Source organism: Saccharibacter sp. 17.LH.SD (assembly GCF_009834805.1).
Taxonomy (GTDB): Bacteria; Pseudomonadota; Alphaproteobacteria; order Acetobacterales; family Acetobacteraceae; genus Saccharibacter.
Genome location: NZ_WVHO01000010.1, coordinates 52,773 through 76,631 on the forward strand (window position 1 = coordinate 52,773; position 23,859 = coordinate 76,631).

The window sequence follows — 23,859 nt, forward strand, 5'->3', positions numbered from 1 at the left end:
TGCCGGAATAAAACTGCTATAACGATCTATAAATGGAGTAATTCATAGTGTTTTGATTAATACTTAAACGATATAATAATGATGGAATTATATTACGTTAATATCATTAGTGATAATATAAATTCGATATAAAAACTATATGTCGTCATCAAGTCTTACAATGTAGGATCAGAAGGAGCTGTCGGTAACACAGTGCTCGTTGTGTCAGAACCTTTCATAATCGCATAGAGCTTTTTAACATAAGCCCGCATGAGAGGACCAAAAGTTTCCCCCATAGCAAGAACTACAGAAGATTGACTCTCAACGCTATCCATAGCCCGTCGCGCTTTTCTAGAAAGAGGAACAGGCGCTGGAGGTGGCGGCATATAGCGTGATACCGTTCCATCTGCATTAATCTGTGCTTGACTATTCCCAGACAAAAAATGCCAATCCCATTGCTCTTGTGTGAGTGGCACCATCTTGTTTTGGGGTAGGAATAGCGTCGATTTATATCCTAAATTCCACGTATCATACCACCCCAAAATTTGTTGTGGTCTAGGATGGCTTGGGTCAATAACTCCATAATAACGATCAGGCCAGGTAATTTTACGACTATCTAATGTATCATTATTCATTGTCTTATCCTCAAATACTAACAGCTCGAACCATAAACCATGTCATATTATCGAGCGAATCTTCGTAGCCATCAGGACCATGGCCTGTATAAAAATGGTTTATTCGAGCACGAAACCCAGTTCCATCCATATCAACCACCTGATTGTTCTTACGGTTAACTGTAGCAACCACGGAATTATTGTCATTATCATTACCATCTCCCCAAACAGGAGAAGGCGTTATGAAAACACAAATATTACCATTTCCATTAGAATCTAAGGCAAAATTCGCAAAAGGAGTGGGAAATGGTATCCAGATATCATGTTTCGTTTGTACCCAAAAAACCTGGTCTCCACCTCGTCCTGTTCCTTGCAATGTAGGAACAAGCCCACCATCGGATGTCGTAATGCTCTCATCCGAGCCAAAGAACCAGCTATGTTTTTTTCCGTCATTCCCCGTTACAGAAAGTGCTGCTTTTTCGGCTCCTATATTTCCCAAAAGTTGCAGGCTTGCCGCAGCTTGTGATCCAGGAACATTACTATTAACGGTCCGACCGTAATAATTATTTCCCTGTATATTACCCTGTAAATTCAAATCCCCCGTCATGGTATCACCAGAACGGGAGACCTTATTCCCCAGCTCAGCATCAATTTGATTATGGAGACTTTGAAGAGCCGCGTTACGATTTTGGGACTCATTATTAATCGCTGCAGCTGTGCTATCAGAAAGAGAGAACCAGGCTCCAGAATTGTCATTCGTCGCATTAGCAAGGTTATCATCAATCGTTGAGATAAATAAACGTATTGGATTTGCGGGATCAGAGACTAATGCCGATTGCGGATAGCCGCCAATTTCTTGTGCGTAAGCCGCATTATAGGGGCGGATAACGCCGGACTCACTGGCACGAATAGCCTCAGACAATGTCCGAAATAGACCGTTAAAATCAGCTCCTGCAGGAGGAATCCCCCCCGATGAAATCGGCGTAAAATTCTCAACAGGAAAACCTTTGAGAATAGAAACACGGCCTTTTTCTTCTGTATTCACAGGGATAGGGTAGGTCTCTAGGCTTCCATCAGCCTGAGCGCCAAAAGGAATAGGAAAGACCGCTGCTGTATCGCTTTTTTTCATGTTACACTCTTTGATAATGAACGCTAACGCCGGATGGGCGAGGGAAAACACCTGATTCAATAATGGCCATTTCTAAAGGGGATAAATCCCAACTATAGCAAATTGTCATATTCATTGGTCCGCCCCCAAAGGCGCTGCTATCTCCCCACGTGCCAAAATTAAATGGTTGAACAGGCAGTTCAGGAGACTCTTCCTCAGAAAAACCAAAATAGTTGCTCATCGTTCCTTCAGAGACAAAAATACGGCCTTTATCCCTGAAGAGGATCATCAAAAGCCGGTTAATATCGGCTATAGAACCATTAGAAATATTGGCTGCCGCCTTTGTAAAAATAACCTTCCGATAATCATTATCCGACAGAACATAACTATCAGCGGGGATATCTTTGCCGTAGAAAATACCATTATTAAACGGGCGCGCTGTATCAGAACCATCATCAGCTTCTAGAAAACCGAAATATTGTGGAAGATTCACTTTAAAAACACGGCTGACACCAACAATACGACCCCACACATCAAGGCCCCATCCTGTGGCCGTGCTTGGGTTCCAGACATGATTGTAAAAGGTGTCTATAAGCGCATAAGGGTCGATAGCAGCATTAAATTGCTCAATAATACTCAATAAAATAGGGCTGTTCGCATATTGAGCTAAAATAGTTGCACGAATATCCTTCATCACACCATCTCGATTGAAATCGTCTCACGGGTTGCCGTAGCAATCTGATTGATAGGAAGGGTAAGGCGCTGCACATTTTTCTGCGTGCCTGCTGATATGGTGAGGGATAAAACCTCTGCCCAATCGCCTAAGGCATTCACAACGCTCGAGAGACGGTAAGCATAAATCGTGCTTCCCATACGCGCACGTAATGACCCACTGGCTAAAGCAGATAATAACGCATCACGCACAAGATCACCCCCATTGAGAGGAACCCCAGCCAGTTTAGATAATGTAATGGAAATAGACAGCGGTGAGGCCTGAGCACGGTCAAACGCAAATGTGTAAAACGGTCCACGCCCATCATAAGCAGGGTTCGTGTCTTGAACAAGAACATCCTGACCACCGATCATCGCACAGCCTGGGGATTTGCGTGAAAGAATAGCCTGACCGATATCAGCGTCTTTTCCACCTTCCACCACACAATAAATCGCGTGCGCTGGCATGGAAATACCATTGATAACGGTTACATGACCACTTGGGTTATCTTGCACATAAGCATCCGTTACACCGTCTACTTCCAGTAAGGCACCGAGGAGGGAGGCATTCTGTCCTTCACTATTCGCCGCAACGGTCGCTTGGCGCCGTTGCTCAAAATGGGCACGGTTTTCAACATCCTCTCCTATCGTTCCCGCTTGTGGGTTGGTGAGGGAGGCAATCCCTACACCGCCTTGATAAAGCTGCAAACTATTAGGAGGGCAGGCGATCGCCCCAGCCGTTTCACAGGAGAGTTCAAGAGTAGCTGGCCCCGTGGTAGGCAGTGTGACAGACGATAAGGTGAGATACCGATTACCATCCGGGTCTATCGCAAGCGCTGTGCCGACTGGAATATTCTGTCCACCCGCTGTCACTACGGCTTGCACGCTGACGGTCGTTGGGGTGGCGGGGCGGCGCTCCATAAAATAAATACGCCCAATTGCCTCTTGCATACGGCCTGAGGCAATCGCGGGGTCGATACCGTTAAAAACCTCTAAGATCGCCGCGAAAGCATCGCCCAAAATAGCGGTTTCACTTAAAGCAATCTGCCCTTGAGGGGTGCTTAACGCCATATTGGCGTTCCCCCCTAGGGCCGTGTTGAGGTCATTTTGTCTACCGTTTAGAATATCTTGTTCTGATGGGGCAACAAACCCAGCATCCGTTAAGCGCGGGGCCGGTACGGATGTCGAGGGGCTAGAAAGCGACATAATCTGTTTCTCCATTGGTCATGGTAACGGCTAGGACGCCGGTAAGCCGACGGGTTGGAGTAAGCGAAAGGCTGTAACATGTGGCTGATGAGACACCAGGTACTTGCCCCGCAGTATCTTCAACATCAGACGCATAAAAGGCGATCGCTTCACTGCCACCCATCAGCTCATCACTGTAAGGCACGCCGAGATTGAGGTCATAAATCACCTCACCCAGCCACGTTTGCACCGCTGAGCATACATCTTGCAGAACACTCAGCTGACCTGTCGCAAGAGCAAGGTTGCCAGTACCATCAAGACCAATATCCCAGATATCCGCATCAAGTTGTAAACTCGTCATTGGGTGATCCTATGGGTATAAAAAACCGCCCTTATAGGACGGCACTAAAATAGCGTATAAATCTCATATACTGCGCTTAGTCAGGCTGAGATGATGATGGACAATCCCATAATCCCGCCTGTGGCACGCGCGCTTTAGGCAAGACGTCCTGTCGCAACAAAGCGGTAAAAAGCAGCGGATGGACCATAAAAGGTGAAGCTGCTGCATGTACCATCTTTATTGGCAATCGGCAGACAGATAGGCGCCTGATATCGGCCAACAAGCCCGGCATCAATCGGGAAAGCTTCAATCGTAATCTTCGTATCCGCAAAAGCACCAGCAGGGCCAATATCGTTATAAATCCCCAAGGTCTCGCCATAACTACCCACACGCGCATCCCATTGCTTACGGGCAAGCCCTGCCGTCCCTTGCAAGACACCTTTCGCTGTCGGTAATGTCCCCCAAGAAAGAGTAGGGTTATTCGGGTCAGAATTTCCTGGATCAACCGCATAGGTAAAGGAGGTTTCATCCGCCCCTAAGAAAAGCGTGTAAAGCGGCTTCTCGCCTTTTGAAGGGTTACTACCGAAAGTCCCACTTACCGCGTTTTCTGTCACACCATGAAAGATGCCGTTCTGATCGGCCAAATAGATCGGGTCCCGGCGGTTTTGCTGGGTCCGCACCCCGGTTTTGACGATCGCCGTGTCATGGTAAATGTCAGAAGGGCTAGAGACAAAGTGATATTGAGGAATACCGTTATTCTGTAATTCACTATACCCCAACTCGCCCTTTTGGTTAAACGTCAAGTAAAGATCCGGCGCCGTCTGTGGAGCATTGGGCTGCTGAGCGGGTTTAAGGTGAATATACGTCCAAGAAGGACCTTGAGCATAGGTATCACCTACGCCAAGAGAGGTAGAAATCCCACCCGCATAGCTAAGGTAACCCTTAATCACATCGCCATCATTCACATGCCCTCTCGTCTCCCAGTCTGGGGAAAGGGGTACACTTACGATACTGTTCTGATGCTGAACCGTTGGCCCAGTAGGCCCTTGGTCCGTGGAAGGAGGGCGGTCATAAGGGGCAATCTTGTTCTGATACACTTCTTTAGGCGTCTGAGGCGACGCCATCAAAGCCGCCCAGGCATCATCTGTAATCGTGAGACGAACCGCCTGAAACCCCTGCGCAGCCTGATAAGGTGGGGAGGACATCGGCTGAGAAACCCACCCCAAAACAGGGGCCGGCTTTGATAAGTCATCAGTACTATTAACGATTGCGTAATAAGCCATTTGTTCCATTAATCAATACTCCCAATCGCCAATATCGCAATCTCACCCGGAACATTTGCGGATGTACCGTCAGTGTAAAAACGCGACAATCCAAAACCGTAACGATTTGTATGCGTAACCCCACATAAAGGCGGGGACCATGACCCAGACGAGGACGGCGTTTTTGGCGTGATAAACACCATCACGTCATCTGAGGTGTAATAACGGGGGAAGGGAATGGTATCCCCATCTTGAATATTTTCTGCCAAAAAGTTTTGCACCAACGTGCGGCGCTTTGTCGGCATTTCAGGGACAACATTCCCCATATTGGTTAAGTAAAGGTTTGAAGCATTACTTCCAAGTAAATTAGACGAATAGATTTGAGAAAATGACCCATAAAGCAAGGTAGGATAATCCCCTCCATCCCAATGCGCCCCTAAGGCTGGCAGAGATTGTGAGGTTAAATTCAACGTTCCCGATACAAACTCGGAAAGCATATCCGTTGTTGCCAGGTTAGGCGGAAGCGTCGCCGCCTTTCCAGGGGGAAGCTTAACGTTAACAGAAGTAACATTCCCATTTTCATCTTGTCCCAAAAAGGTCGCGGTGGACGCTTCCCCTGGGACAATAGGGGATTGTGATACAAGTTTCATGATGAATACCTTATTTCCGTAAAAGACCTATCATAGAGAAGGAAGAGAGAGCACGCGCAATAAATTCTACAAAACTCATTAAGTATTAATGGAGTAATTACTTGATATATACTAGGAATTATATGTATAAATTCTGATATAATGACATATCAATTTATGGATAGAATTTATTGCGGTGCCTCAGTTTTGTCAGTCCCAGCCTTCACACCAGGATGCACATGGTTGGTGAGGGAGATCTTGCCCGCCACAACGTCACCCGTTGCGTGGATATCCCCCAAAACGGACAGATTACAGCCAACCGTCATGGCAGAAGCCTGCACACTCACAGGCCCACCCGCCGTAACGGAGACAGTACCAAGCGCGGTCAAAGACGCATTGCCTTGAGCCGTGATGGACGCACTCCCTTGGGTTTGAATGGTCGCATCACCACCCGCCTGCACCTCAACCTTTCCAGGTGTGATAATGCGGATGCCTGTATCGGTAAAATGCACATATTGGTTCGGTCCGTCATTGAGAAAGCCCCCAACATATACACAATCTTGCACGGCAAAGAGGCGGGAAGAGGCCGGCGGGGCCGGGGCCCGGTTGACCACCACATGAGAGTGATCACGCCCAGAAACCACAATAAAGCCAATATCTCCCGGTTTAGGGTCCACAATCAGTGCAGAATTACCTCCCTGAATACGGAGATACGGCACATCATACACAATCCCACGTGGATGCGGCCGACCAAGTCCATCTTGTTGATCAATTAACAGACGGACATCGACTTTCCCAGTCAAAGCCACTCCACCACCATGCACAGCCTCCACACGCACCAACATAGAAGGGCCAATACTGCGTAAACTATCCGCAATAAGCGTATCAAGACTATCACTCAAATTACTACGCGCTGTATTACGATTGAGATAGGGAATATTATTGGATGAAGAAGACATCAGAACAACTCACATTCAATGATGAAGAGAAGAAAGACAAAAACGGCCAAACCCGTTAAGGATAGAAAGAGAAGGACGAAGAAGGAAAGGAACACGCCATGAAGAAGAAATTATTCGCCATGTCTACCATGGCGCTAGCCTTAATAGGGGTGGCGTGGCCGAATGTCGGGGCTGCACAATCCTATGATCAAATTAGAGCTATTCAACGTAGTAATGAGCTAAGATATGAGTCTGAGCTCCGTCAAATGGGGCTAGAGGCTCGCTTAGCGCATAATGCCATTTGGGCCATGAATAACGTGCCGGATTCAGCTTGTGCAACCACGGCTGGTATTCTCCTGATGGAATACGGCAAGTGGTCCGAGAGTAAAATGAATAGTGATCGCATTGCCAATATGGAAGCCGGTGGCGTCTGCGAAATGAGAGTCATCAAACGCCCCCCACCCAAAAAAGAACCTTATGATCCAAAGAAAGATAGTACGTATCAAGGAAAATTATTTTTTCAAAATCATCCTGAGGAAGCTTATGAGATATTTCTCAAAGAAGGTGTTTCACTTACAGAACTGAATAATATTGCCACACTTTTTGCCCATGGAACTTATTATTCTCCCGGATGCACAAACCTTGCCGGACAGATCCTTTTACTTATACATAGAGGAACAGGAGGTATGCCTCGCGAAGTAGACATGCCCCTTTATAGAGATAGTTTAGACGACCTTAAGGATGAAAGTGAAGTCATAGGCTGTAATCCTTATCATTATCACTAATCTAACCCCATATCATTTTTTCTCTTTCCCTTCGTCTTTAGGTTTATCCTTAGGAATATAGGCGGGACTTACATCGCTTCGTTGGCATTGCACATAGGTAAACCAATTGCCACCATCAGGGCCATCTGGTTTAAAAGCGACGGGATCAGCAACTTCGGAGGTCAGATAATAATCAATGCGCTTGGGAAGCCATAAACCATCAAAATTTTTATTAGCTGCTTGAATATTTTGCCCGTCTTGATTAGTTTTCGTGCCCTTTACTAGTTGCCATGCTCCAGGAATATAAGCACTATCGATATGAATAGGCCCGTAAAAAGAAATGTCGGGCCGGAAAAGGGTAAAAAAATTAATACCGCTTGCTGAATATTCTGGGTAACCAATCATTCCTGTGCTGGATGAAATAACGGGAATATTTTTATCATTTTTAATGTGCTCCTTGTCATCTCGTTCCTCATTATAATGAGGTCCCCATATAAGTAATTCTCCTACAGGAGAATTACTTATATCGCCTTCAGTCGCAGGGAATGGAATATAATTGAAAGTCGATTTTACGGCGGCAACAATTTTACTAATTTGTGTTAAAGCTGTGCCTTCACTGTAGTGGTTTGTCAGGGTTCGATTTTTCCAACCCCCATGATCTACCAATATTATATCAGCCCTTTTGCATATATCGGCTAAAAGAGAAGAAACAAGGACTGATCCTCGTCGACTGAAAGGAGGGGAGAGAGTTTTTGCAAGTAAATTAATTGTGCTGGCTTTTACTTTAAAGGTACTAGACCCTCCAGAAAAAGAAGCAAAAGCCTCGGTAATAACGCCATAAAAAACAGACACAAAGGTCTGCTTTCCTTCTTCTCCTGCCAAAACCGTAACGGTGGTTTTGGAAAAATCCCTTATCGTAACGATTTTCTCACCCATATTTTCCTTAACCAGCCACCATTTTATTTTCCTCTCTTTTGATCTATATAGAAAGTTCATGGAGCCTCTGGAAAGGAACACGCCATGAAGAAGAGATTATTCGCCATTTCTACCATGGCGCTAGCCTTAGTAGGGGTGGCGTGGCCGAATGTCGGGGCTGCACAGTCATTTTATGACCAAGTTCAAGCCAATGAACGATATGCCATGAAAAGAAGCGAAGTTGAACTTCGTCAAATGGGCTTAGATGCTCGACTGGCGCATAATGCCGTTTGGGCCATGAATAATTGGCCCGCTTCAGCCTGTGCTACATCAGCCAGTTTATTGCTTGGTGATTATGAAAGCCGGTCCACCATTTCACGTAGTATCAATTTTGATAATGACCGCGTTGCCGATATTGAAAGCAGTGGCGTGTGTGAGATGAAAGCTATCAAACGCCCCCCCCCCAAAGAAGAGCCTTATGATCCAAAGACGGACTCTCAGTATCAAGGAAAACTTTTTTTTCAGAACCATCCTGAGGAAGCTTATGAAATCCTTCTCAAAGAAGGCGTCTCACTTATAGAACTCAATAATATTGCTACAATTTTTACACGCTCAACATATCGTTCGTCTGGATGTACAACCCTTGCTGGCCTGATTATTTATCTCGCACGTAAAGGAAAAGGAGACACACCCCGCGAAGAAGACATGGCTCTTTATAGAGACAGCTTGGATGATCTTAAAGGAGCCCCTGAAAATAGGGGATGCAATCCTAATCATTATCCTTGATTTATCATTTTTTCTTTTCCTTATCATCTTTGGGTTTCTCTTTAGGAACGTAGGCCGGGCTAACGTCGCTACGCTGACACTCTATATAAGTGAACCAATTTCCACCAGCAGGCCCATCTGGTTTGAAAGCAACTGGATCGGCAACTTCAGAGGTTAGGTAATAATCAATGCGTCTAGGCAGCCATAAACCATCGTAATTTTTATGTGGTGCTTGTATCTTTTGCCCATCTTGGTTCATTCCCGTACCGCCTTTTACCTGCCATGCGACTGGAATATAACGGCTATCAATACGAATAGGCCTATAAAAAGAAAAATCAGAGCGAAAAAGAGTGAAAAAATTAATACCTTTTGGCGAATATTCTGGGTAACCAATCATTCCTGTAGTTGATGAAATAATAGGCGCATTCCTATTACTTTCATCAGTCATCTCATTATAATGAGGTCCCCATATATGTAATTCTCCCGTAGGGGCAGCACTGCCATTCTCTTCGGTCGCCGGTAACGGAATATAGTCAAATGTTGATTTCACAGACGCAATAATTTTACTAATCTGCGTTAGAGCAGAACCTTCACTATAATGGTTGGTTAAAGTTCGGTCTTTCCATCCTCCATGATCTACTAATGTTATGCCCGCCCTTTTACAGATATCAAACAAAAGAGAAGAAACAGAACCACGCCGACTATGGGGAGGAGATAGAATATTTGCAAGTAATGTAATGATATTTGCTTGCACTTTAAGTGTGCCAGATCCTCCAGAAAAAGAAGCGAATGACTCAGTGATGACACCATAAAAAACAGACACAAAGGTCTGCTTCCCTTCTTCTCCTGCTAAAACTGTAACAGTGGTTTTATAATAATCCCTTATCGTAACGATTTTCTCACCCATATTTTCCTTAACCAGCCACCATTTTATTTTCCTCTCTTTTGATCTATATAGAAAGTTCATGGAGCCTCTGGAAAGGAACACGCCATGAAGAAAAGATTATTCGCCATTTCTACCATGGCGCTAGCCTTAGTAGGGGCGGCGTGGCCGAACGTTGGGGCTGCACAATCCTATGATCAAATTAGAGCTATTCAACGTAGTAATGAGCTAAGATATGAGTCTGAGCTCCGTCAAATGGGGCTAGAAGCTCGCTTAGCGCATAATGCCATTTGGGCCATGAATAACGTGCCAGATTCAGCTTGTGCGACTACAGCAGGTATTCTCCTGATGGACTATGGCAAATGGTCCGAGAGTAAGATGAATAGTGACCGCATTGCCAATATGGAGGCTGGCGGCGTCTGCGAAATGAGAGTCATCAAACGCCCTCCACCCAAAAAAGAACCTTATGATCCCAATACAGATTCTCAATACCAAGGTAAGCTCTTTTTTCAGAACCACCCTGAGGAGGCTTATGAAATTCTCCTCAAGGAAGGGGTGTCGCAGGAAGAAATTAATCACATTGCCATAATTTTTACACGTGAAGGCTATCAAATATCTGGATGTACAGCCCTTGCCGGCTTAATCATTTATCTTGCACGTGAAGGAAAAGGAGATACACCCCGCGAAGAAGACAGACCCCTTTACAGAGACAGCTTATACCAACTCACTGGTGAACCTGAAAAAGTAGGATGTAATCCCAGGTATTTCCCTTAGTCTATTATCTTCTATTTTTTCTTTTCCTTGTCATCCTTAGCTTTATCTTTGGGAATGTAGGCTGGACTTACATCGCTACGCTGACACTCTACGTAGGTAAACCAATTTCCTCCATCGGGACCATCTGGCTTGAAAGCGACGGGATCAGCCACTTCGGAGGTCAGATAATAGTCAATTCGCCTGGGAAGCCATAAGCCGTCATAATTTTTATATGGTGCTTGAATATTTTGCCCATCTTGATTCATTCCCTTACGACCTTTTACTTGCCACGCACTTGGAATATAACGGCTCTCAATACGAATAGGCTTATAAAAGGAAAAATCAGGGCGGAAGAGAGTAAAAAACTTGATCCCGCTTGGGGAATATTCTGGGTAGCCAATCATTCCTGTAGCTGATGAAATAATAGGAATATTCGTATCATTTTTAATTTGCTCTTCGTCGTCTCGTTCTTCATTATAATGAGGCCCCCACACATGTAATTCTCCTATAGGAGAATTACTTTCGTTATTTTTTGTTACAGGAAATGGAATATAATTGAAGGTTGATTTTACAGCGGCAATAATTTTACTAATTTGCGTTAAGGCTGTTCCTTCACTATAGTGGTTCACTAAAGTTCGGTTTTTCCAACCACCATGATCTACCAATATTATACCAGCCCTCTTGCATATATCGGCCAAGAGAGAAGAAACAAGGACAGATCCACGCCGACTATAAGGAGGAGAAAGAGTTTTTGCGAGTAAATTAATCGTATTAGCCTTTACTTTAAAGGTACTGGACCCTCCAGAAAAAGAAGCAAAAGCCTCGGTAATAACGCCATAAAAAACAGATACAAAGGCCTGCTTTCCTTCTTCTCCCGTAAGACCGTAACAGTAGTTTTGGAAAAATCCCTTATCGTAATGATTTTATCACCCACATTATCCTTGACCAACCACCATTTTATTTTCCTCTCTTTTGATCTATATAGAAAGGTCATGGAGCCTCTGGAAAGGAACACGCCATGAAGAAAAGATTATTCGCCATTTCTACCATGGCGCTAGCCTTAGTAGGGGTAGCGTGGCCGAATGTCGGGGCTGCACAATCCTATGATCAAATTAGAGCTATTCAACGTAGTAATGAGCTAAGATATGAGTCTGAGCTCCGTCAAATGGGGCTGGAAGCTCGCTTAGCGCACAATGCCATTTGGGCCATGAATAACGTGCCCGATTCAGCCTGTGCAACCACGGCTGGTATTCTCCTGATGGACTATGGCAAATGGTCCGAGAGTAAAATGAATAGTGACCGCATTGCCAATATGGAGGCCGGTGGTGTCTGCGAGATGAGAGTCATCAAACGCCCTCCTCCAAAAGAAGAACCTTATGATCCCAATCAAGACAGTGATTACCAAGGTAAGCTCTTTTTTCAAAATCATCCTGAAGAAGCTTATGAAATTTTTCTTAAAGAAGGCGTTTCACTCACAGAACTCAATAATATTGCCACAATTTTTACGCGTGAAGGCTATCAAATATCTGGATGTACAAGCCTTGCCGGTCAGATCATTTACCTTTTACGTAGAGGTAAAGGAGGCGTGCTTCGTGAAGGAGACATAGCTCTTTATGAAGATAGTCTGCACCGTCTAAAAAATGAATCTATAACGAGAGATTGTAATCCCAGGTATTTTCCTTGATCCATTCATTTTCTATTTTTTCTTGTCCTTATCGTCCTTAGGTTTATCTTTAGGAACGTAGGCTGGGCTTACGTCACTACGCTGACATTCCACATAGGTAAACCAGTTGCCTCCATCGGGGCCATCTGGTTTAAAAGCGACAGGGTCGGCGACTTCGGAGGTCAGATAATAATCGATGCGCTTGGGAAGCCATAAGCCATCAAAATTTTTATTAGCTGCTTGAATCTTTTGCCCATCTTGATTAGTTTTCGCGCCCTTTACTAGCTGCCATGCTCCAGGAATATAAGCACTATCGATATAAACAGGCTTGTAAAAAGAAAGATCAGGGCGAAAAAGGGTGAAAAAATTAATACCGCTTGGTGAATATTCTGGATAACCAATCATTCCTGTAGCTGATGAAATAATAGGAATATTTTGATCATTTTTAATTTGTTCCTCATCATCTCGTTCCTCGTTATAATGAGGCCCCCATATATGTAATTCTCCTATAGGAGAAATGCCTTTATCGTTTTCTGTCAGAGGGAATGGAATATAATTGAAGGTTGATTTTACAGCGGCAATAATTTTACTAATTTGAGTTAAGGCTGTGCCCTCACCATAATGGTTTGTCAGGGTTCGATTTTTCCATCCCCCATGATCTACCAATATTATCCCAGCTCTCTTGCATATATCGGCTAAGAGAGAAGAAACAAGGACAGATCCACGCCGACTATAAGGAGGAGAAAGAGTTTTTGCGAGTAAATTAATCGTGCTGGCTTTTACTTTAAAGGTGCTGGACCCTCCAGAAAAAGAAGCAAAAGCCTCGGTAATGACACCATAAAAAACAGATATAAAAGTCTGTTTTCCTTCTTCTCCCGCCAAAACCGTAACAGTGGTTTTAGAAGGGTCCCTTAATGTGGCATTATTATCATCCACATTATTATCCTGAATATGGGACAACCGATCCATATAAAATTGTTGTATACCTTCAATCGTTAGTTCTAATTGTGCTCCACTTTTCATCCCCATTTTAGAAATATGCGCTTTGATACGATGGCCAACATCTAACGTAAGCGTTTCCCTTGAATTATCTAAATTGACCATATGGAAAATAACTTTTAGCTGTTTCCGAGAAAAAGAATTCGGTACAGCAGAGAGAGTCGTGCGTGGTTCATAATCACTCATGAGGAACGCTCCGTATAGATGAGCAAGTAACGGTCCCCCAACCCAGTATAATCTGGGTCTTGCGCCCCTTGCTGATCCACCACCATCAAAGTTCCTGGAAGTGGGGAAGCAGGGTTTTGCAAAATATCGACATTGTTCCGGCAAAGGCACCCGGAAACAATTGCATTTTGATTGACCCAAACATCAATATAAAGCCCCGTCGCCAGCTGACGCACCCAAAAACGACACGCTTGCCCGCTTAACGTGCATGAGGTTTCCTGAGAAGGCAGAGCATCCAATGGGATAGAATAAATCATCTTTTTATGACTTCGCTAACATGGTCGGTTGTGTGCTGCCATTATTTTGCACTGGTGCACCTTGTGGATATTGTGATTCACTATTCCTATTTCTAAACGACTGTGTACTTCGAACTTCTTGCATTGTTAATTGAATGGCCAGCATATCCACACCCAATTTAGGGCCATTAGGGTTAGCTATGCCGCGTTTCACTTCATATGCAATAATATTGGCGTTTCTATAAATTTTTTCCGGTGTCGAAACGTAATAAAGATTTGTATCTTGTACGAGGAAATCAAGCGCCTCAATAATCTGCCTTTTAATAGCGGGCGCCTCACGGCTTTTACCACGCAAAAAGAAAGGCAGAAGGTTTGCCCCAATATTCCCTGTGTCCGACCCATCACAAATCATATCAATGGTAATCGTATAAGGTGACATCACTTTGTTATAAGAAACAAATGATCCATCCTCTTGTGGGGCCGTGCTGATGGCGGATTTTCTGGTAATATCCACATCGCCAACATGGGCCGCAGAAAGGATTTTACGGATTTTAACATTATTGCCACTGCCGTCATTAAACTCCAGCTTTGTCCCATTGGCCGGCACGTTCGGGTTTGCTTGGTCTCCCTGCGCAATTTGTGTGTTAGATACCTTGTTTGAATTATCCGGCACGCGCGCAAAAACACCCCAATGTTTCGCACTGCGGGTAATGGCCCAGGCATCCAAAGCCTGCCCCCCAAAAGAGGTGAGGGTGCCTTCAAGTGATGAAAGTATTTTCATGATTATTCCACAAAGAAATCAGGGGTGGAAGAAAATGCATTGGCCAATTTGGTGCGGATTGTATTGGCTGTTTCTTCAGGCGTGCCATTCGTGCCGGAAACATTAATCGTAATAACAGGAGAATTGGTCGTATTATTGGTGGTATAAGCGCGCTCTACTGCCGCCACAGAAGCTGAGTCAGACAATTGCGCCAGGCGGTCCACCATCATTGAATACAGCGTGTCCGCATAATGTTGAGAGTGGATCACTTTTTGCAGAGCCTCCTCACCCCCTAAGGTGGGCACCGTCTGGCGTGTTCCTGCACTGACAGAAGCCCCACCATTTCCCAATACGGAAACGGGGGGAGACACCGTGTCAGAGTACAGGTGAGACTGCACAATATCACGAAGGGCTGCGAGAGAGGATTGGGATATATCACCCCTTAAATTTTCCCCAGAAAATGAGCCATTTCCCGCCTGGTTTAGCCCGGTTACTCCGCCATCTTGGAAGAGATGCGTGATCATACGGTTTGAGAGGCTGCCATCCCCACTACCAATCGCATGACGTAACCAATCAGCCAATGGGCGGTTCTGTTCCCCTGTCTCATGCAAGCCAGAAACAGCCTCTGAGGAGGTGAGGGAAGAGACAACACCACGCGCTGTTATCATGGCGGAAAGGGACGCTAAAAGAGCCCCATTCTCCCCACGCTCAAGCCCTTCTAAAGAAGAGACCGTCTCAAGAGAATTCAGTGCTTTTGCAAAATTGTCGAGTGATGGTTCAATATCCCGAAAAACCTTTGCCATAATGGCATCAGCCGTTTCCTGCAGTGTCGCCCAATCCACGCTCATCCGCGCTTTTTGCACCAGCTGCGTGTAGGATGGCGCTGTGACCAACGTCACAATCCCAGCAGAACCACCAATGGGATGGAGGAGGGCGCTTTGCTGCTCCTGGCTCTGCTCTCTAAAGCGAGGGGAGGCATGGAGTTGGTCCAACACATCCCCACGCACACGCGCTGTATCATCCAACAGCTCCACCCCAAGCTGCTGTGAGGCCTGTGCGAGGGTCGCCCGCCCCTCGGAGGTTACCTTAAGCGCCTGGAGAGCGTAAAAGAGTGTATCCACATCCCCTGGCGCAACACCCACACTCTGCGCCGCCTGGCGTAATTGAAGAAGCGTCTGGGGAGCAATCTCCACAGAGCGCGCAATCTCCCCTAAAGAGGCCGTTACTTGCGTGATGTCATAAGACAATCCCGCAAGAGATTTCCCTCCCGTAAAGAGAGCCAAAGCCCCCATTGTCTCCCGCCGCAACGCTGCAAAACCATCCGCCTCTTGTTGGGCCGCATGGCTGAGAGCGCCAAAGTCTAGCCCTGGCGATGTTATGAGTTGATCAAGAATTGTTGCCATTGACACGCTCCACAGCCGCGACTTCCCACATCAACCACATATCTTCAGCATCATAGAGCGTTTTAAGCTCGTGCAGCGTGGCCATCTTTGCCCCCAGCACAAGGGCCATCGGGGCGGATAGATTTACGCATTTGGCGCTTGATGCTCGCTCTCTGGTGTTCTCAGTGCTTCGACCAGAGGATAAATTTGGGAAATCGCGGCCTTGAAAAAATCCACATTCAGCTTAAATGCCTCCGCCCGCAAAGCCGGTAGGGTCGTGGCATCACTAATATCAAGTTCAGTTAATTTACTTGCCTGCACCTCAGCATTTCCTGGGTCACGATCAATCATGACGCAGTCAAGCAGGCCCTGAAATGCCTTTTCACATTCATCATCTGTCAAATGGCCAAATAACGCCATGGATTGCCCTGCCAGCCCAGCAATTCCCACTTCAAGCGCTTCTTTTGGTGTACGGCTTCCAGCACGCGCAAGGGCGCGCACAATGTCGCGCGCCCATCTGTCGGCCGTAAAGGCCGACATGCGGGTGATGATGAAGCGTTTTCCGGCATCCTCTCCCGTGGAGGGAGACCATTCCAATGACTTCATGACCATTCCTTATAGCTCAGCCGAAAGAACATTTTCCCACTGCAAATGAGCCTGCAAATCCCCCAGCACATTGCCCTTAGGCGCAGGGAGCGGGTTATAATCGACCAATACCCCGTTGATGAACGTGTATTTCCGGTTCAACCCTTTTAACGTCAATTCACCATTGAGCGTATAAACCGTCTGTCCCTGACGGGAAGCGGTAGCAACGGCGTCAAATAACGTAAATGTCCGTGAGTTAGGCGCAAAATTTAGCGTCATATCAAAGATGGAATTAACAAACCCACGGTTCAGCTTCCCATCAAGAGAAATCTGTGTTTCTGCTAAGGTAATCGGTTTAGACACCCAAGCCGAAGAGGTGGACCATCTATCCAAGATGATCGGCGCATTGAACAATGTCTGAACCGTCATAACAAAAACGGCATCAGATGCTGTAATATGCGTTGTAACAGGCGTGGTGACGGGCTTTGTGACAGGCGTTGGAGTAGCCATGATTATTGTACCTCAATGCTCGCAAGGTTAATGGACTGGACAGACTGTCCATCGGTGTACCAAAAGCGGCATGGCGGGCTGCCGCGCTTTACGCGTGTGGCTGCAGGAGTTGCAGAAGCGTTAGGCTGGAAATACCAACCACGGGACTGCACCGTGCTGCTGATGGAAGACCCAGCCGTGCTATCAATCTGCTGCTGCTGTGCTTCTGTAAGCGTCACACCGGCACGAATAGCCCCAAAATTAACCGCCTGATTGATCGTATCCTGCACAGAAGCCGAGATCAGCGCATCACCCTGCGTGTTGTAGGGGATCTGCCCGACACTGAGCAGAAGATTAATCAAATCAGCTTGGAAAGACGCATTCAGCCAAATCTGGTTAATATAGCTATCCGCCCAGAGGAACTGACCTGATACAGAGCCATCTTCAAGGAACTGGAAAGACCCTAGACCATTGGCATAAGCCCCATAGAAGGAATACCCCTTTTTCTGAAGCGTATCCGCATCCTGCGCATTGGAAACCGATGGTGTAATCAAACCATTCTGGCGTCCTGCCAACGTGGTGCGACCATTCGTGGCATCAAAGTCCAGAGAAGCCATCCATCCCAAGCACAGAGCAGAGACGAGCGGGTCTTTATAAACAAGGGTTGTCCCCTCTAAAGACTGCGCCTTGAGCCATGTCCCAAAGCTCGCATTATTCTCAGCGGTTAATGCCTGCTCGTCCGTATCCCATGGCACATACCAATAACGGTCAGCCTGGGCGCCCGTCCATTGCGCAAGAACTTGTTTCTGCGAGAATGAAGGCTCAAATGATGTCGTAATCCCAACAAAATCCTGCACTTTGTTGATGACATCATTCATATAAGCAGCCATGTCTGCTTCACTCTCGGCACTAATGCCGGCGAAATAAAGCTTTGATGGTGTCTGGAGTGACCCACGATAACTGCTGAAATAAACAGCCGCCATCTGTGCTTCCACGCTCGCAGGCGTAAAAGCTTTTGCAACATCACTGCTCGATGTAAAAGACTGAAAAGAACGATCCGCAATAACAGATGTATTATTAGTGACGATCAGGCCATTAATAAACGAAACCCCGCCAGCAGCTTCAAGTGCAGACGGGGTCACTTTGACCAGACGTGAAATGGGGATAGACCCCTGAAAAGTACTCATGATTGAGGTTCCGTTGTAGAGGTAACGATATCGGTTTTAATGACAGATTTCGCGGGAATATTCAGTTCAATGGCGCTTTCTACTGGCCGTATGATCTGAGTATTGACATTAAGCATAAGGTCTATTGACCAAATATTTTCGTCATTCTGCTTTGCTGTCATCACGGCATTTTGACGGGGGTTGGTTCCATAAAGCGGCGCTGTTTGGGGGAGCGCCCTTCTAAAAAACGTCACCGCGTCATCATCACACCAGACGGTATTGAGCTGCACCGCAGCATCTCCCGCACCGGCGCCGAAAAGCGTGATCTGTATCCCCATAATAAGCGGTTGAATAATCGTAACCGTTTGTTTGCCGTACTCGTAAGCGTTGGTCGCTGTGCGTTCACGTGTCACCACTTTTACTGTCGCAAAAGGTGGTTCCGGAGATGACTCATCACCATGCGGATCTTGCTCAAGAGCCCAGCCAGAGGGAAGGGTGTCCATAAGCCAATCCCGCATCACCGCCAAAATTTGGGGCTCTGTCGGGGTTAGAAAAAGTGTGGATGTTGTTCGAGTGGCGGTGTTTATATCATTTTGCGCCATTGGCCATTTCCCATTTCTAGTATGTCTCTGTGCGTCAGGCCGTTTTTGTTTTGTGGCAAACCAAGGCCGCCGTCATGCTGTGCTAAGCACAACAGGGGTCTAAAATTGCTCTTAAATCACAGGGGGAGGGTGAAGGGCTTTTCCATCCAAAGCACATATTTTACCGCATGCCGGCATGTAAGGAGCCGCGTCGTCACGTGAATGACAAACACACAACACCCGAACGTTACGATCGGCGCCCGAGGCAAACCATAGTGGGCTTGGGAAGTTCTTTGATATAATCGGAGGGAAGAAGAACAGAGAAGGGGGGAGGGGGGAGCGCCTCAATCTCACACTCTGTGCAGAAAGCCGCTTTCACGAGCAATGCATAGAACAACCGACTATATTTTTATAAGACCATAGATGTGGCACACATGCAAGTTCTTTTTTTATCAATATCGCAATTTTAAAAATAAATCTCCTCGCACCCATTGTACAACACTCATCCTTCATTGGTGGTTAATTGATGGTTATTAAATAGAGACAGGACATTCTGTCACTTTGACATGACAGCGTGTCTTCATGACATGACAGACTGTCATGAATAAAAGAGAGAGAAACATAACAAAATCCCCCACCGTAATGTCACAATGGGGGAAATATGGCTGTCATATTCATCTAAGAATCGACGTCTCACTCGACGCCCAATAGACGAGACGAAACTTACCGGGTTAGGGTGTTATTTTGGCTGTCCGTCCATAAGCCCGCATGGGCATGCCAATAGACTTCTGCGCCCTGTACATGGTTTACAACGCAATCAGAGCACCATAGATGCGCACCATCCGTTTCATTCGCTGTCGGTAACCATGCCAAAACATAGGAAGCCTGAGCCAAAGCACCACCGCCAGGCGTGTTGACTGTCGTACTCCAATTTCCATTTCCATCCGCATGGAGACCAGAAACGCGGTTAGACCCATTTGTTCCCTGTAGATCACCACTAACAGTAATCTGCCCCGCTTCAAGATGACCTGGGGACCCTGCGTTCGTTGTTAAAAGGACTGTCCCTGGGTCTGTCCCCTGCATCATCGCCGCAGGAACGCCCTTTTGCCGCGGCCAGAAAATGAAATTTTGCCCATTCCCTAAACCCGCACCGCCAGAAAGAAAGGCCGTTCCATTAAAGATAGTCTGCCCAGAGAAAATCGCTTGGTTGGAAAAATTGGCTTGATTAGAAAATGCCGTCTGGCCTGAAAAAGTAGTTTGTTGAGAGAACGTCGCTTGGCCCGTAATAGCCGTACTTCCATCTCCATGAACCGTCAGCCCACAATTATGCGCGTAGCCACAAATCGACAAACCACCATATTGCCCAGCATAGTTCCATTCTAGATCTGCCTGTTTACTCCCCCCTGGTTGACCTGTGACCTGGGCTGGGCCATCAACCGTTGTGCCAAAATGAACGACCGCTTCTTTCCATCCCCAATTTCTTGGGTCACTACTGCCAATAAATTCATCCCACAAGACCGTCCGCATGGTGTTCAGCCCACGAACGGGCTGGTCCCATTCTTGTGATGTCTGCCCAACTGTTGAAGGATTAATGCCAGAAGCACCCGCAACAGGGACATATACCCCATCACCATCAATATCCCAGTTTCCCGGGCCACCATTAAGCATCAGATGATGTTTGATTACACCGCCAAGAAAGAGCTCATGGCTTGCATCAGTCAATCTGTCGGGCTGGTTCCCCGCATTCATATTAATCCCACTATAGAAAATAGAATGCGGTTTAATCGAGCCTGGATTAATCACATTAAGGTCAATCTCAAGAGGGGTAATCTGATGGATCAAAGACCCTGCTTGATCTCCATATTGGTTCCCATCTATTTGCGCGAACCAGTTATGAGCAAACTGAGAGCCCGCGGCACCACCCCCTAGAAACACAACAGGCTTTCCATAATTGGAGTAATCATGGTCAAGCATCTCAGCCTCTGTCGATGGGGTTTGACCATTAGCCCCCGTACCACCTCCAGGAACATCCCACTCAATCACATGAATAGCCGTGTCACCTGCCTTGGGCGCATCACTGACATAGCCAGCAAATAACCGTCGAGTAGGCAGACCATCACCATTCCCGATCCCCGGTGCGATAAGAGGACTGTTTGAGTTTGTCGTAATATACATATTGGGATGAATCTGTGATGCTTGGGCTTCCGTTAAAGGCGCAGCAAGATGCACAGCAGCATGATCCCCAATGAGTGGATTATGCCCGTTACTTTTGGCACTAAATGTAATCACACCGCCCTGGTTTGTGTGCGTAAAACCGGAAGCAAACATGACATTCCATGCGCCGTTTTGAGACGACACCGACGTGACAGGCACATCCTGCAAGACGACGATATTATTCCCATGTTCATCTCGATACGATGCTGTCGCGGTATAGGTGTAATGAGCAGTATCAAACACAACAGGCCCACCAATATGAAGGCGGTTTTGCCCTTGTGCCACAGAGGAATATCCAGTGCTATTCGTATAAGTAGCAGGGGGCGTATAGCCTTTTACATCCAGAATAAGACGTGCTCTCGTATTGCCATACAAGGTGCAGTTTGCAACGGTGTCAAACCCGCCCACATTCACCACACCAGGTGCTCCGCTCCATGGGTTTCCTTCAGAAACAGGGTTCTGTTGAGTGTAAGTTGACCCTGTATTTACGGCCAAACCACACCCGGTATTATAAGGACCGTAAGGGTCTGTCTGAATGAGCAGCTGCCGCGGGATGACAGAACCATCAGCACGGGCTTTCCACCCTCCCAAAAGGTCACTCTCATAGCCGCGATTGGGATCAAACCCTCCTGGGAAATTATTCGATAGAAAATCACCAAAAGCATCGGCCGAAATCAGAGCACTTTTTGTTGTCACGCTTGGCACCACGACAGCACCGGCCGCAAACGTATTATCACCATAGAGGGAACCTACAAAAAAAGCCGTTCCCATGAGCAACATGTTCAAAAAATGATTTGAACGCATATTTTTTCTCCAAAATAATCACAAAATCTAAAAATTTATACTTTGTAAGCTTACAATTATAATTTATTTATTTCTTGATCGATACATAATAAATATAATATCAAATAACATTTTTGTGATTATTTTAATAAAAACATAAATGGAATTAACATTACATACCTAAATATATCAGGTAATTACATTGGAACTGAGAAAATTTGTTGCTATTTCTTCCTAATACCAGTAAGGCCCCCTATAACTTTTTCTCACCCAATAATTAAGAGTGAAACGCTTTATGTACTTGCCTACAAATTCATATAACGGCTAGGATACGAGTGGGTAACAGCAAGAATCTCCACTTTTATAAGGGGGAACAAGGGAATGACCGGTAGATTTATCCATTATTGGCGTGAAAGACCCTCTCGTCTTGTTGCAGCTATAGCCATGCTGTCTATTGCAGCGTTGCTCGTTCAGTTGGTGCATGACGCCTCTGTATAACGAGTGCACAGACAACCACCGCCGCTAATGACAATGTCCCTCAGAAGAAGGGATAGTGGGCCATGAGTGATGGAGGTCATCAATCACGAAGGCATGTTTATGACGTTTGTTATGAGCGCCCTGTAGATGGGCGTGCCCCTCTGGCAAATCGTTATGATCATGGAAGAGGTCGATCGGGTCATAAGCAGGCCAGATGCGCCACGCCATAAGCACAGACAAAGCGGCAATCCCTGCCAGTAAAAGGGCAGACTTCTCCAACCCGAGGGAGGCGCCCACGAACCCGGCTAATGGATAGGCGATGAGCCAACAAGCATGGGATAATGCAAATTGAGCCGCAAAGACAGCAGGCCGGTCCTCTGCGGTTGAAGAGCGCCGCAATAAACGCCCCGAAGGCGTTTGCGCGACGGAATAACCAACCCCAAACACGCACCATAGCGGCAAAAGCCACGTATATGATGATACCGTAACGGAAAGAAAAGCGCTTATTGTGAGCACACCGGCACCCAATAACATCACATTACGGTCATGAAGACGGTCCAATAATCGCGGGAGGCCAAAAGCCGCGACCATGGAGCCAGCCCCAAAGAAAGCTAATGCCAGCGCCGTCGCACTTTGAGGTAGCCCAAACTGCCCTTGCACATAGATCACAGTATTGACCAGCACAATCGAAGATGCTGCCGCCACAGCGAGATCAATCGCGAGCAACCCACGCAAACGTGGCGTCGCCAGATAGAGTTTCATGCCGCGTGTCATACGCGTAGCGATGCTACGTGGCTTGCTGGGTTTAGGGCTTGGCAACGTCACGGACATAACGAGGAGGGCAGATCCAATAAACCCAATAGCCGTCCCCACAAACAACATATGAAAAGAAATAACCGTCAGCAAAAGCGCCGCTAAGAGCGGGCTCACGACACTTTCCATGTCATAGGCAACACGAGAGAGAGACAAGGCATCCGTATAATGTCGCTCATCGGGCAGAATATCAGGGATTGTTGCCTGAAATGTTGGCGTAAAAGCCGCCGAAGCCGCTTGCAAGAGAAAGATGAGAACGTAAATTTCCCACACTTCTGTCACAAAAGGCAAACAGGCCGCCACACCGCAACGTACAAGATCAAGTATGACCAACATGTTCCGGCGGGGAAAGCGCTCGGCAAACGCAGCTGCAAGAGGCGCCACACCCACATAAGCGAGCATTTTAATGGCTAATGCTGTCCCTAAAACCGCACCTGCATGATGTCCTGCCAGTTGATAAGCTAGAAGCCCAAGAGCAACCGTCGCCAATCCTGTCCCGATAAGCGCAATAACTTGTGCACTAAAGAGATGCCGATAGGTTCGATGTTGCAGAACTGCGAGCATTGCCCAATCTCCTTACGTCCCCTTGTCAGCCCCCTTCATAGCGCTCATTATGGGAGAAGTGGAGGGATTACATCAT

At 46.5% G+C, this 23,859-nt stretch carries 25 protein-coding genes; 4 read left to right on the forward strand and 21 right to left on the reverse strand.

Going from position 1 to position 23,859, the window contains the following annotated elements; translation table 11 throughout:
- Positions 1 to 155 precede the first annotated feature (155 nt).
- From GS501_RS04870 to GS501_RS04905, 8 genes are all read right to left on the reverse strand, one after another.
- Positions 156 to 614 carry a hypothetical protein gene (locus GS501_RS04870; protein WP_160830761.1) on the reverse strand — a complete coding sequence of 153 codons (459 nt, stop codon included), beginning with the start codon at positions 612 to 614 and terminating at the stop codon, positions 156 to 158.
- A 10-nt stretch (positions 615 to 624) separates the two neighbouring features.
- Positions 625 to 1,722, reverse strand: coding sequence for a hypothetical protein (locus GS501_RS04875; RefSeq protein ID WP_160830762.1), 1,098 nt, complete (start codon positions 1,720 to 1,722; stop codon positions 625 to 627).
- A 1-nt stretch (position 1,723) separates the two neighbouring features.
- Positions 1,724 to 2,395: a DUF2612 domain-containing protein gene (locus GS501_RS04880; RefSeq protein WP_237442452.1), complete on the reverse strand. Its 672-nt coding sequence runs from the start codon at positions 2,393 to 2,395 to the stop codon at positions 1,724 to 1,726.
- Entirely contained in the window at positions 2,395 to 3,618 is a 1,224-nt protein-coding gene (locus GS501_RS04885; protein ID WP_160830764.1) for a baseplate J/gp47 family protein, read from the reverse strand. The genes GS501_RS04880 and GS501_RS04885 overlap by 1 nt, the downstream gene beginning before the upstream one ends.
- Positions 3,605 to 3,958: a hypothetical protein gene (locus tag GS501_RS04890; RefSeq protein WP_160830765.1), complete on the reverse strand. Its 354-nt coding sequence runs from the start codon at positions 3,956 to 3,958 to the stop codon at positions 3,605 to 3,607. The genes GS501_RS04885 and GS501_RS04890 overlap by 14 nt, the downstream gene beginning before the upstream one ends.
- 134 nt (positions 3,959 to 4,092) lie before the next feature.
- Positions 4,093 to 5,229 (reverse strand): hypothetical protein, encoded by a 1,137-nt coding sequence (locus GS501_RS04895; RefSeq protein WP_160830766.1) that lies wholly within the window; start codon positions 5,227 to 5,229, stop codon positions 4,093 to 4,095.
- Positions 5,229 to 5,849, reverse strand: a complete 621-nt coding sequence (locus tag GS501_RS04900; protein ID WP_160830767.1) for a hypothetical protein — start codon at positions 5,847 to 5,849, stop codon at positions 5,229 to 5,231. Before GS501_RS04900 ends, GS501_RS04895 begins: the two co-directional genes overlap by 1 nt.
- A gap of 167 nt (positions 5,850 to 6,016) precedes the next feature.
- Positions 6,017 to 6,787, reverse strand: a complete 771-nt coding sequence (locus tag GS501_RS04905; RefSeq protein ID WP_160830768.1) for a phage baseplate protein — start codon at positions 6,785 to 6,787, stop codon at positions 6,017 to 6,019.
- Between the two features lie 98 nt (positions 6,788 to 6,885).
- Here GS501_RS04905 and GS501_RS04910 point away from each other — a divergent pair, with 98 nt between their 5' ends.
- Positions 6,886 to 7,551, forward strand: coding sequence for a hypothetical protein (locus GS501_RS04910; RefSeq protein ID WP_160830769.1), 666 nt, complete (start codon positions 6,886 to 6,888; stop codon positions 7,549 to 7,551).
- A 12-nt stretch (positions 7,552 to 7,563) separates the two neighbouring features.
- Here the strand turns inward: GS501_RS04910 and GS501_RS04915 are convergent, their stop codons facing one another.
- Positions 7,564 to 8,466, reverse strand: a complete 903-nt coding sequence (locus GS501_RS04915; RefSeq protein WP_160830770.1) for a hypothetical protein — start codon at positions 8,464 to 8,466, stop codon at positions 7,564 to 7,566.
- A gap of 84 nt (positions 8,467 to 8,550) precedes the next feature.
- Here GS501_RS04915 and GS501_RS04920 point away from each other — a divergent pair, with 84 nt between their 5' ends.
- Positions 8,551 to 9,231 carry a hypothetical protein gene (locus tag GS501_RS04920; RefSeq protein WP_160830771.1) on the forward strand — a complete coding sequence of 227 codons (681 nt, stop codon included), beginning with the start codon at positions 8,551 to 8,553 and terminating at the stop codon, positions 9,229 to 9,231.
- A gap of 4 nt (positions 9,232 to 9,235) precedes the next feature.
- On the opposite strand, the gene GS501_RS04925 is transcribed toward GS501_RS04920, so the two are convergent.
- A complete protein-coding gene (locus GS501_RS04925) occupies positions 9,236 to 10,117 on the reverse strand; it encodes a hypothetical protein (protein ID WP_160830772.1) in 882 nt (293 codons plus the stop codon).
- Positions 10,118 to 10,201: 84 nt separating this feature from the next.
- On the opposite strand from GS501_RS04925, the gene GS501_RS04930 reads away from it, so the two are divergent.
- Positions 10,202 to 10,867: a hypothetical protein gene (locus GS501_RS04930; RefSeq protein WP_160830773.1), complete on the forward strand. Its 666-nt coding sequence runs from the start codon at positions 10,202 to 10,204 to the stop codon at positions 10,865 to 10,867.
- An 11-nt stretch (positions 10,868 to 10,878) separates the two neighbouring features.
- Here the strand turns inward: GS501_RS04930 and GS501_RS04935 are convergent, their stop codons facing one another.
- Positions 10,879 to 11,511, reverse strand: a complete 633-nt coding sequence (locus GS501_RS04935; protein ID WP_160830774.1) for a hypothetical protein — start codon at positions 11,509 to 11,511, stop codon at positions 10,879 to 10,881.
- A 353-nt stretch (positions 11,512 to 11,864) separates the two neighbouring features.
- Here GS501_RS04935 and GS501_RS04940 point away from each other — a divergent pair, with 353 nt between their 5' ends.
- Positions 11,865 to 12,530, forward strand: a complete 666-nt coding sequence (locus GS501_RS04940; protein ID WP_160830775.1) for a hypothetical protein — start codon at positions 11,865 to 11,867, stop codon at positions 12,528 to 12,530.
- A 12-nt stretch (positions 12,531 to 12,542) separates the two neighbouring features.
- On the opposite strand, the gene GS501_RS04945 is transcribed toward GS501_RS04940, so the two are convergent.
- The 10 genes from GS501_RS04945 to GS501_RS04990 all read right to left on the reverse strand — a co-directional run bounded on the left by GS501_RS04945 (position 12,543) and on the right by GS501_RS04990 (position 23,783).
- A complete protein-coding gene (locus tag GS501_RS04945) occupies positions 12,543 to 13,694 on the reverse strand; it encodes a hypothetical protein (RefSeq protein ID WP_160830776.1) in 1,152 nt (383 codons plus the stop codon).
- Positions 13,691 to 13,990 (reverse strand): phage baseplate plug protein, encoded by a 300-nt coding sequence (locus GS501_RS04950; RefSeq protein WP_160830777.1) that lies wholly within the window; start codon positions 13,988 to 13,990, stop codon positions 13,691 to 13,693. Before GS501_RS04950 ends, GS501_RS04945 begins: the two co-directional genes overlap by 4 nt.
- A 4-nt stretch (positions 13,991 to 13,994) precedes the next feature.
- A complete protein-coding gene (locus tag GS501_RS04955) occupies positions 13,995 to 14,750 on the reverse strand; it encodes a phage baseplate protein (RefSeq protein ID WP_160830778.1) in 756 nt (251 codons plus the stop codon).
- A gap of 2 nt (positions 14,751 to 14,752) precedes the next feature.
- Positions 14,753 to 16,132 carry a hypothetical protein gene (locus GS501_RS04960; protein ID WP_160830779.1) on the reverse strand — a complete coding sequence of 460 codons (1,380 nt, stop codon included), beginning with the start codon at positions 16,130 to 16,132 and terminating at the stop codon, positions 14,753 to 14,755.
- A gap of 123 nt (positions 16,133 to 16,255) precedes the next feature.
- A complete protein-coding gene (locus GS501_RS04965) occupies positions 16,256 to 16,717 on the reverse strand; it encodes a phage tail assembly chaperone (protein ID WP_160830780.1) in 462 nt (153 codons plus the stop codon).
- A gap of 9 nt (positions 16,718 to 16,726) precedes the next feature.
- On the reverse strand, positions 16,727 to 17,206 hold the full coding sequence (locus GS501_RS04970) for a phage tail fiber protein (protein WP_160830781.1): 480 nt from the start codon (positions 17,204 to 17,206) through the stop codon (positions 16,727 to 16,729).
- A 2-nt stretch (positions 17,207 to 17,208) separates the two neighbouring features.
- On the reverse strand, positions 17,209 to 18,372 hold the full coding sequence (locus GS501_RS04975; RefSeq protein ID WP_160830782.1) for a DUF3383 family protein: 1,164 nt from the start codon (positions 18,370 to 18,372) through the stop codon (positions 17,209 to 17,211).
- Positions 18,369 to 18,953, reverse strand: coding sequence for an LIC_12616 family protein (locus GS501_RS04980; RefSeq protein WP_160830783.1), 585 nt, complete (start codon positions 18,951 to 18,953; stop codon positions 18,369 to 18,371). The genes GS501_RS04975 and GS501_RS04980 overlap by 4 nt, the downstream gene beginning before the upstream one ends.
- Positions 18,954 to 19,655: 702 nt before the next feature.
- Complete coding sequence (locus GS501_RS04985) at positions 19,656 to 21,950, reverse strand: hypothetical protein (protein ID WP_160830784.1); 2,295 nt, start codon at positions 21,948 to 21,950, stop codon at positions 19,656 to 19,658.
- A gap of 501 nt (positions 21,951 to 22,451) precedes the next feature.
- Positions 22,452 to 23,783 carry an MFS transporter gene (locus GS501_RS04990; protein ID WP_160830785.1) on the reverse strand — a complete coding sequence of 444 codons (1,332 nt, stop codon included), beginning with the start codon at positions 23,781 to 23,783 and terminating at the stop codon, positions 22,452 to 22,454.
- Positions 23,784 to 23,859: the final 76 nt, after the last annotated feature.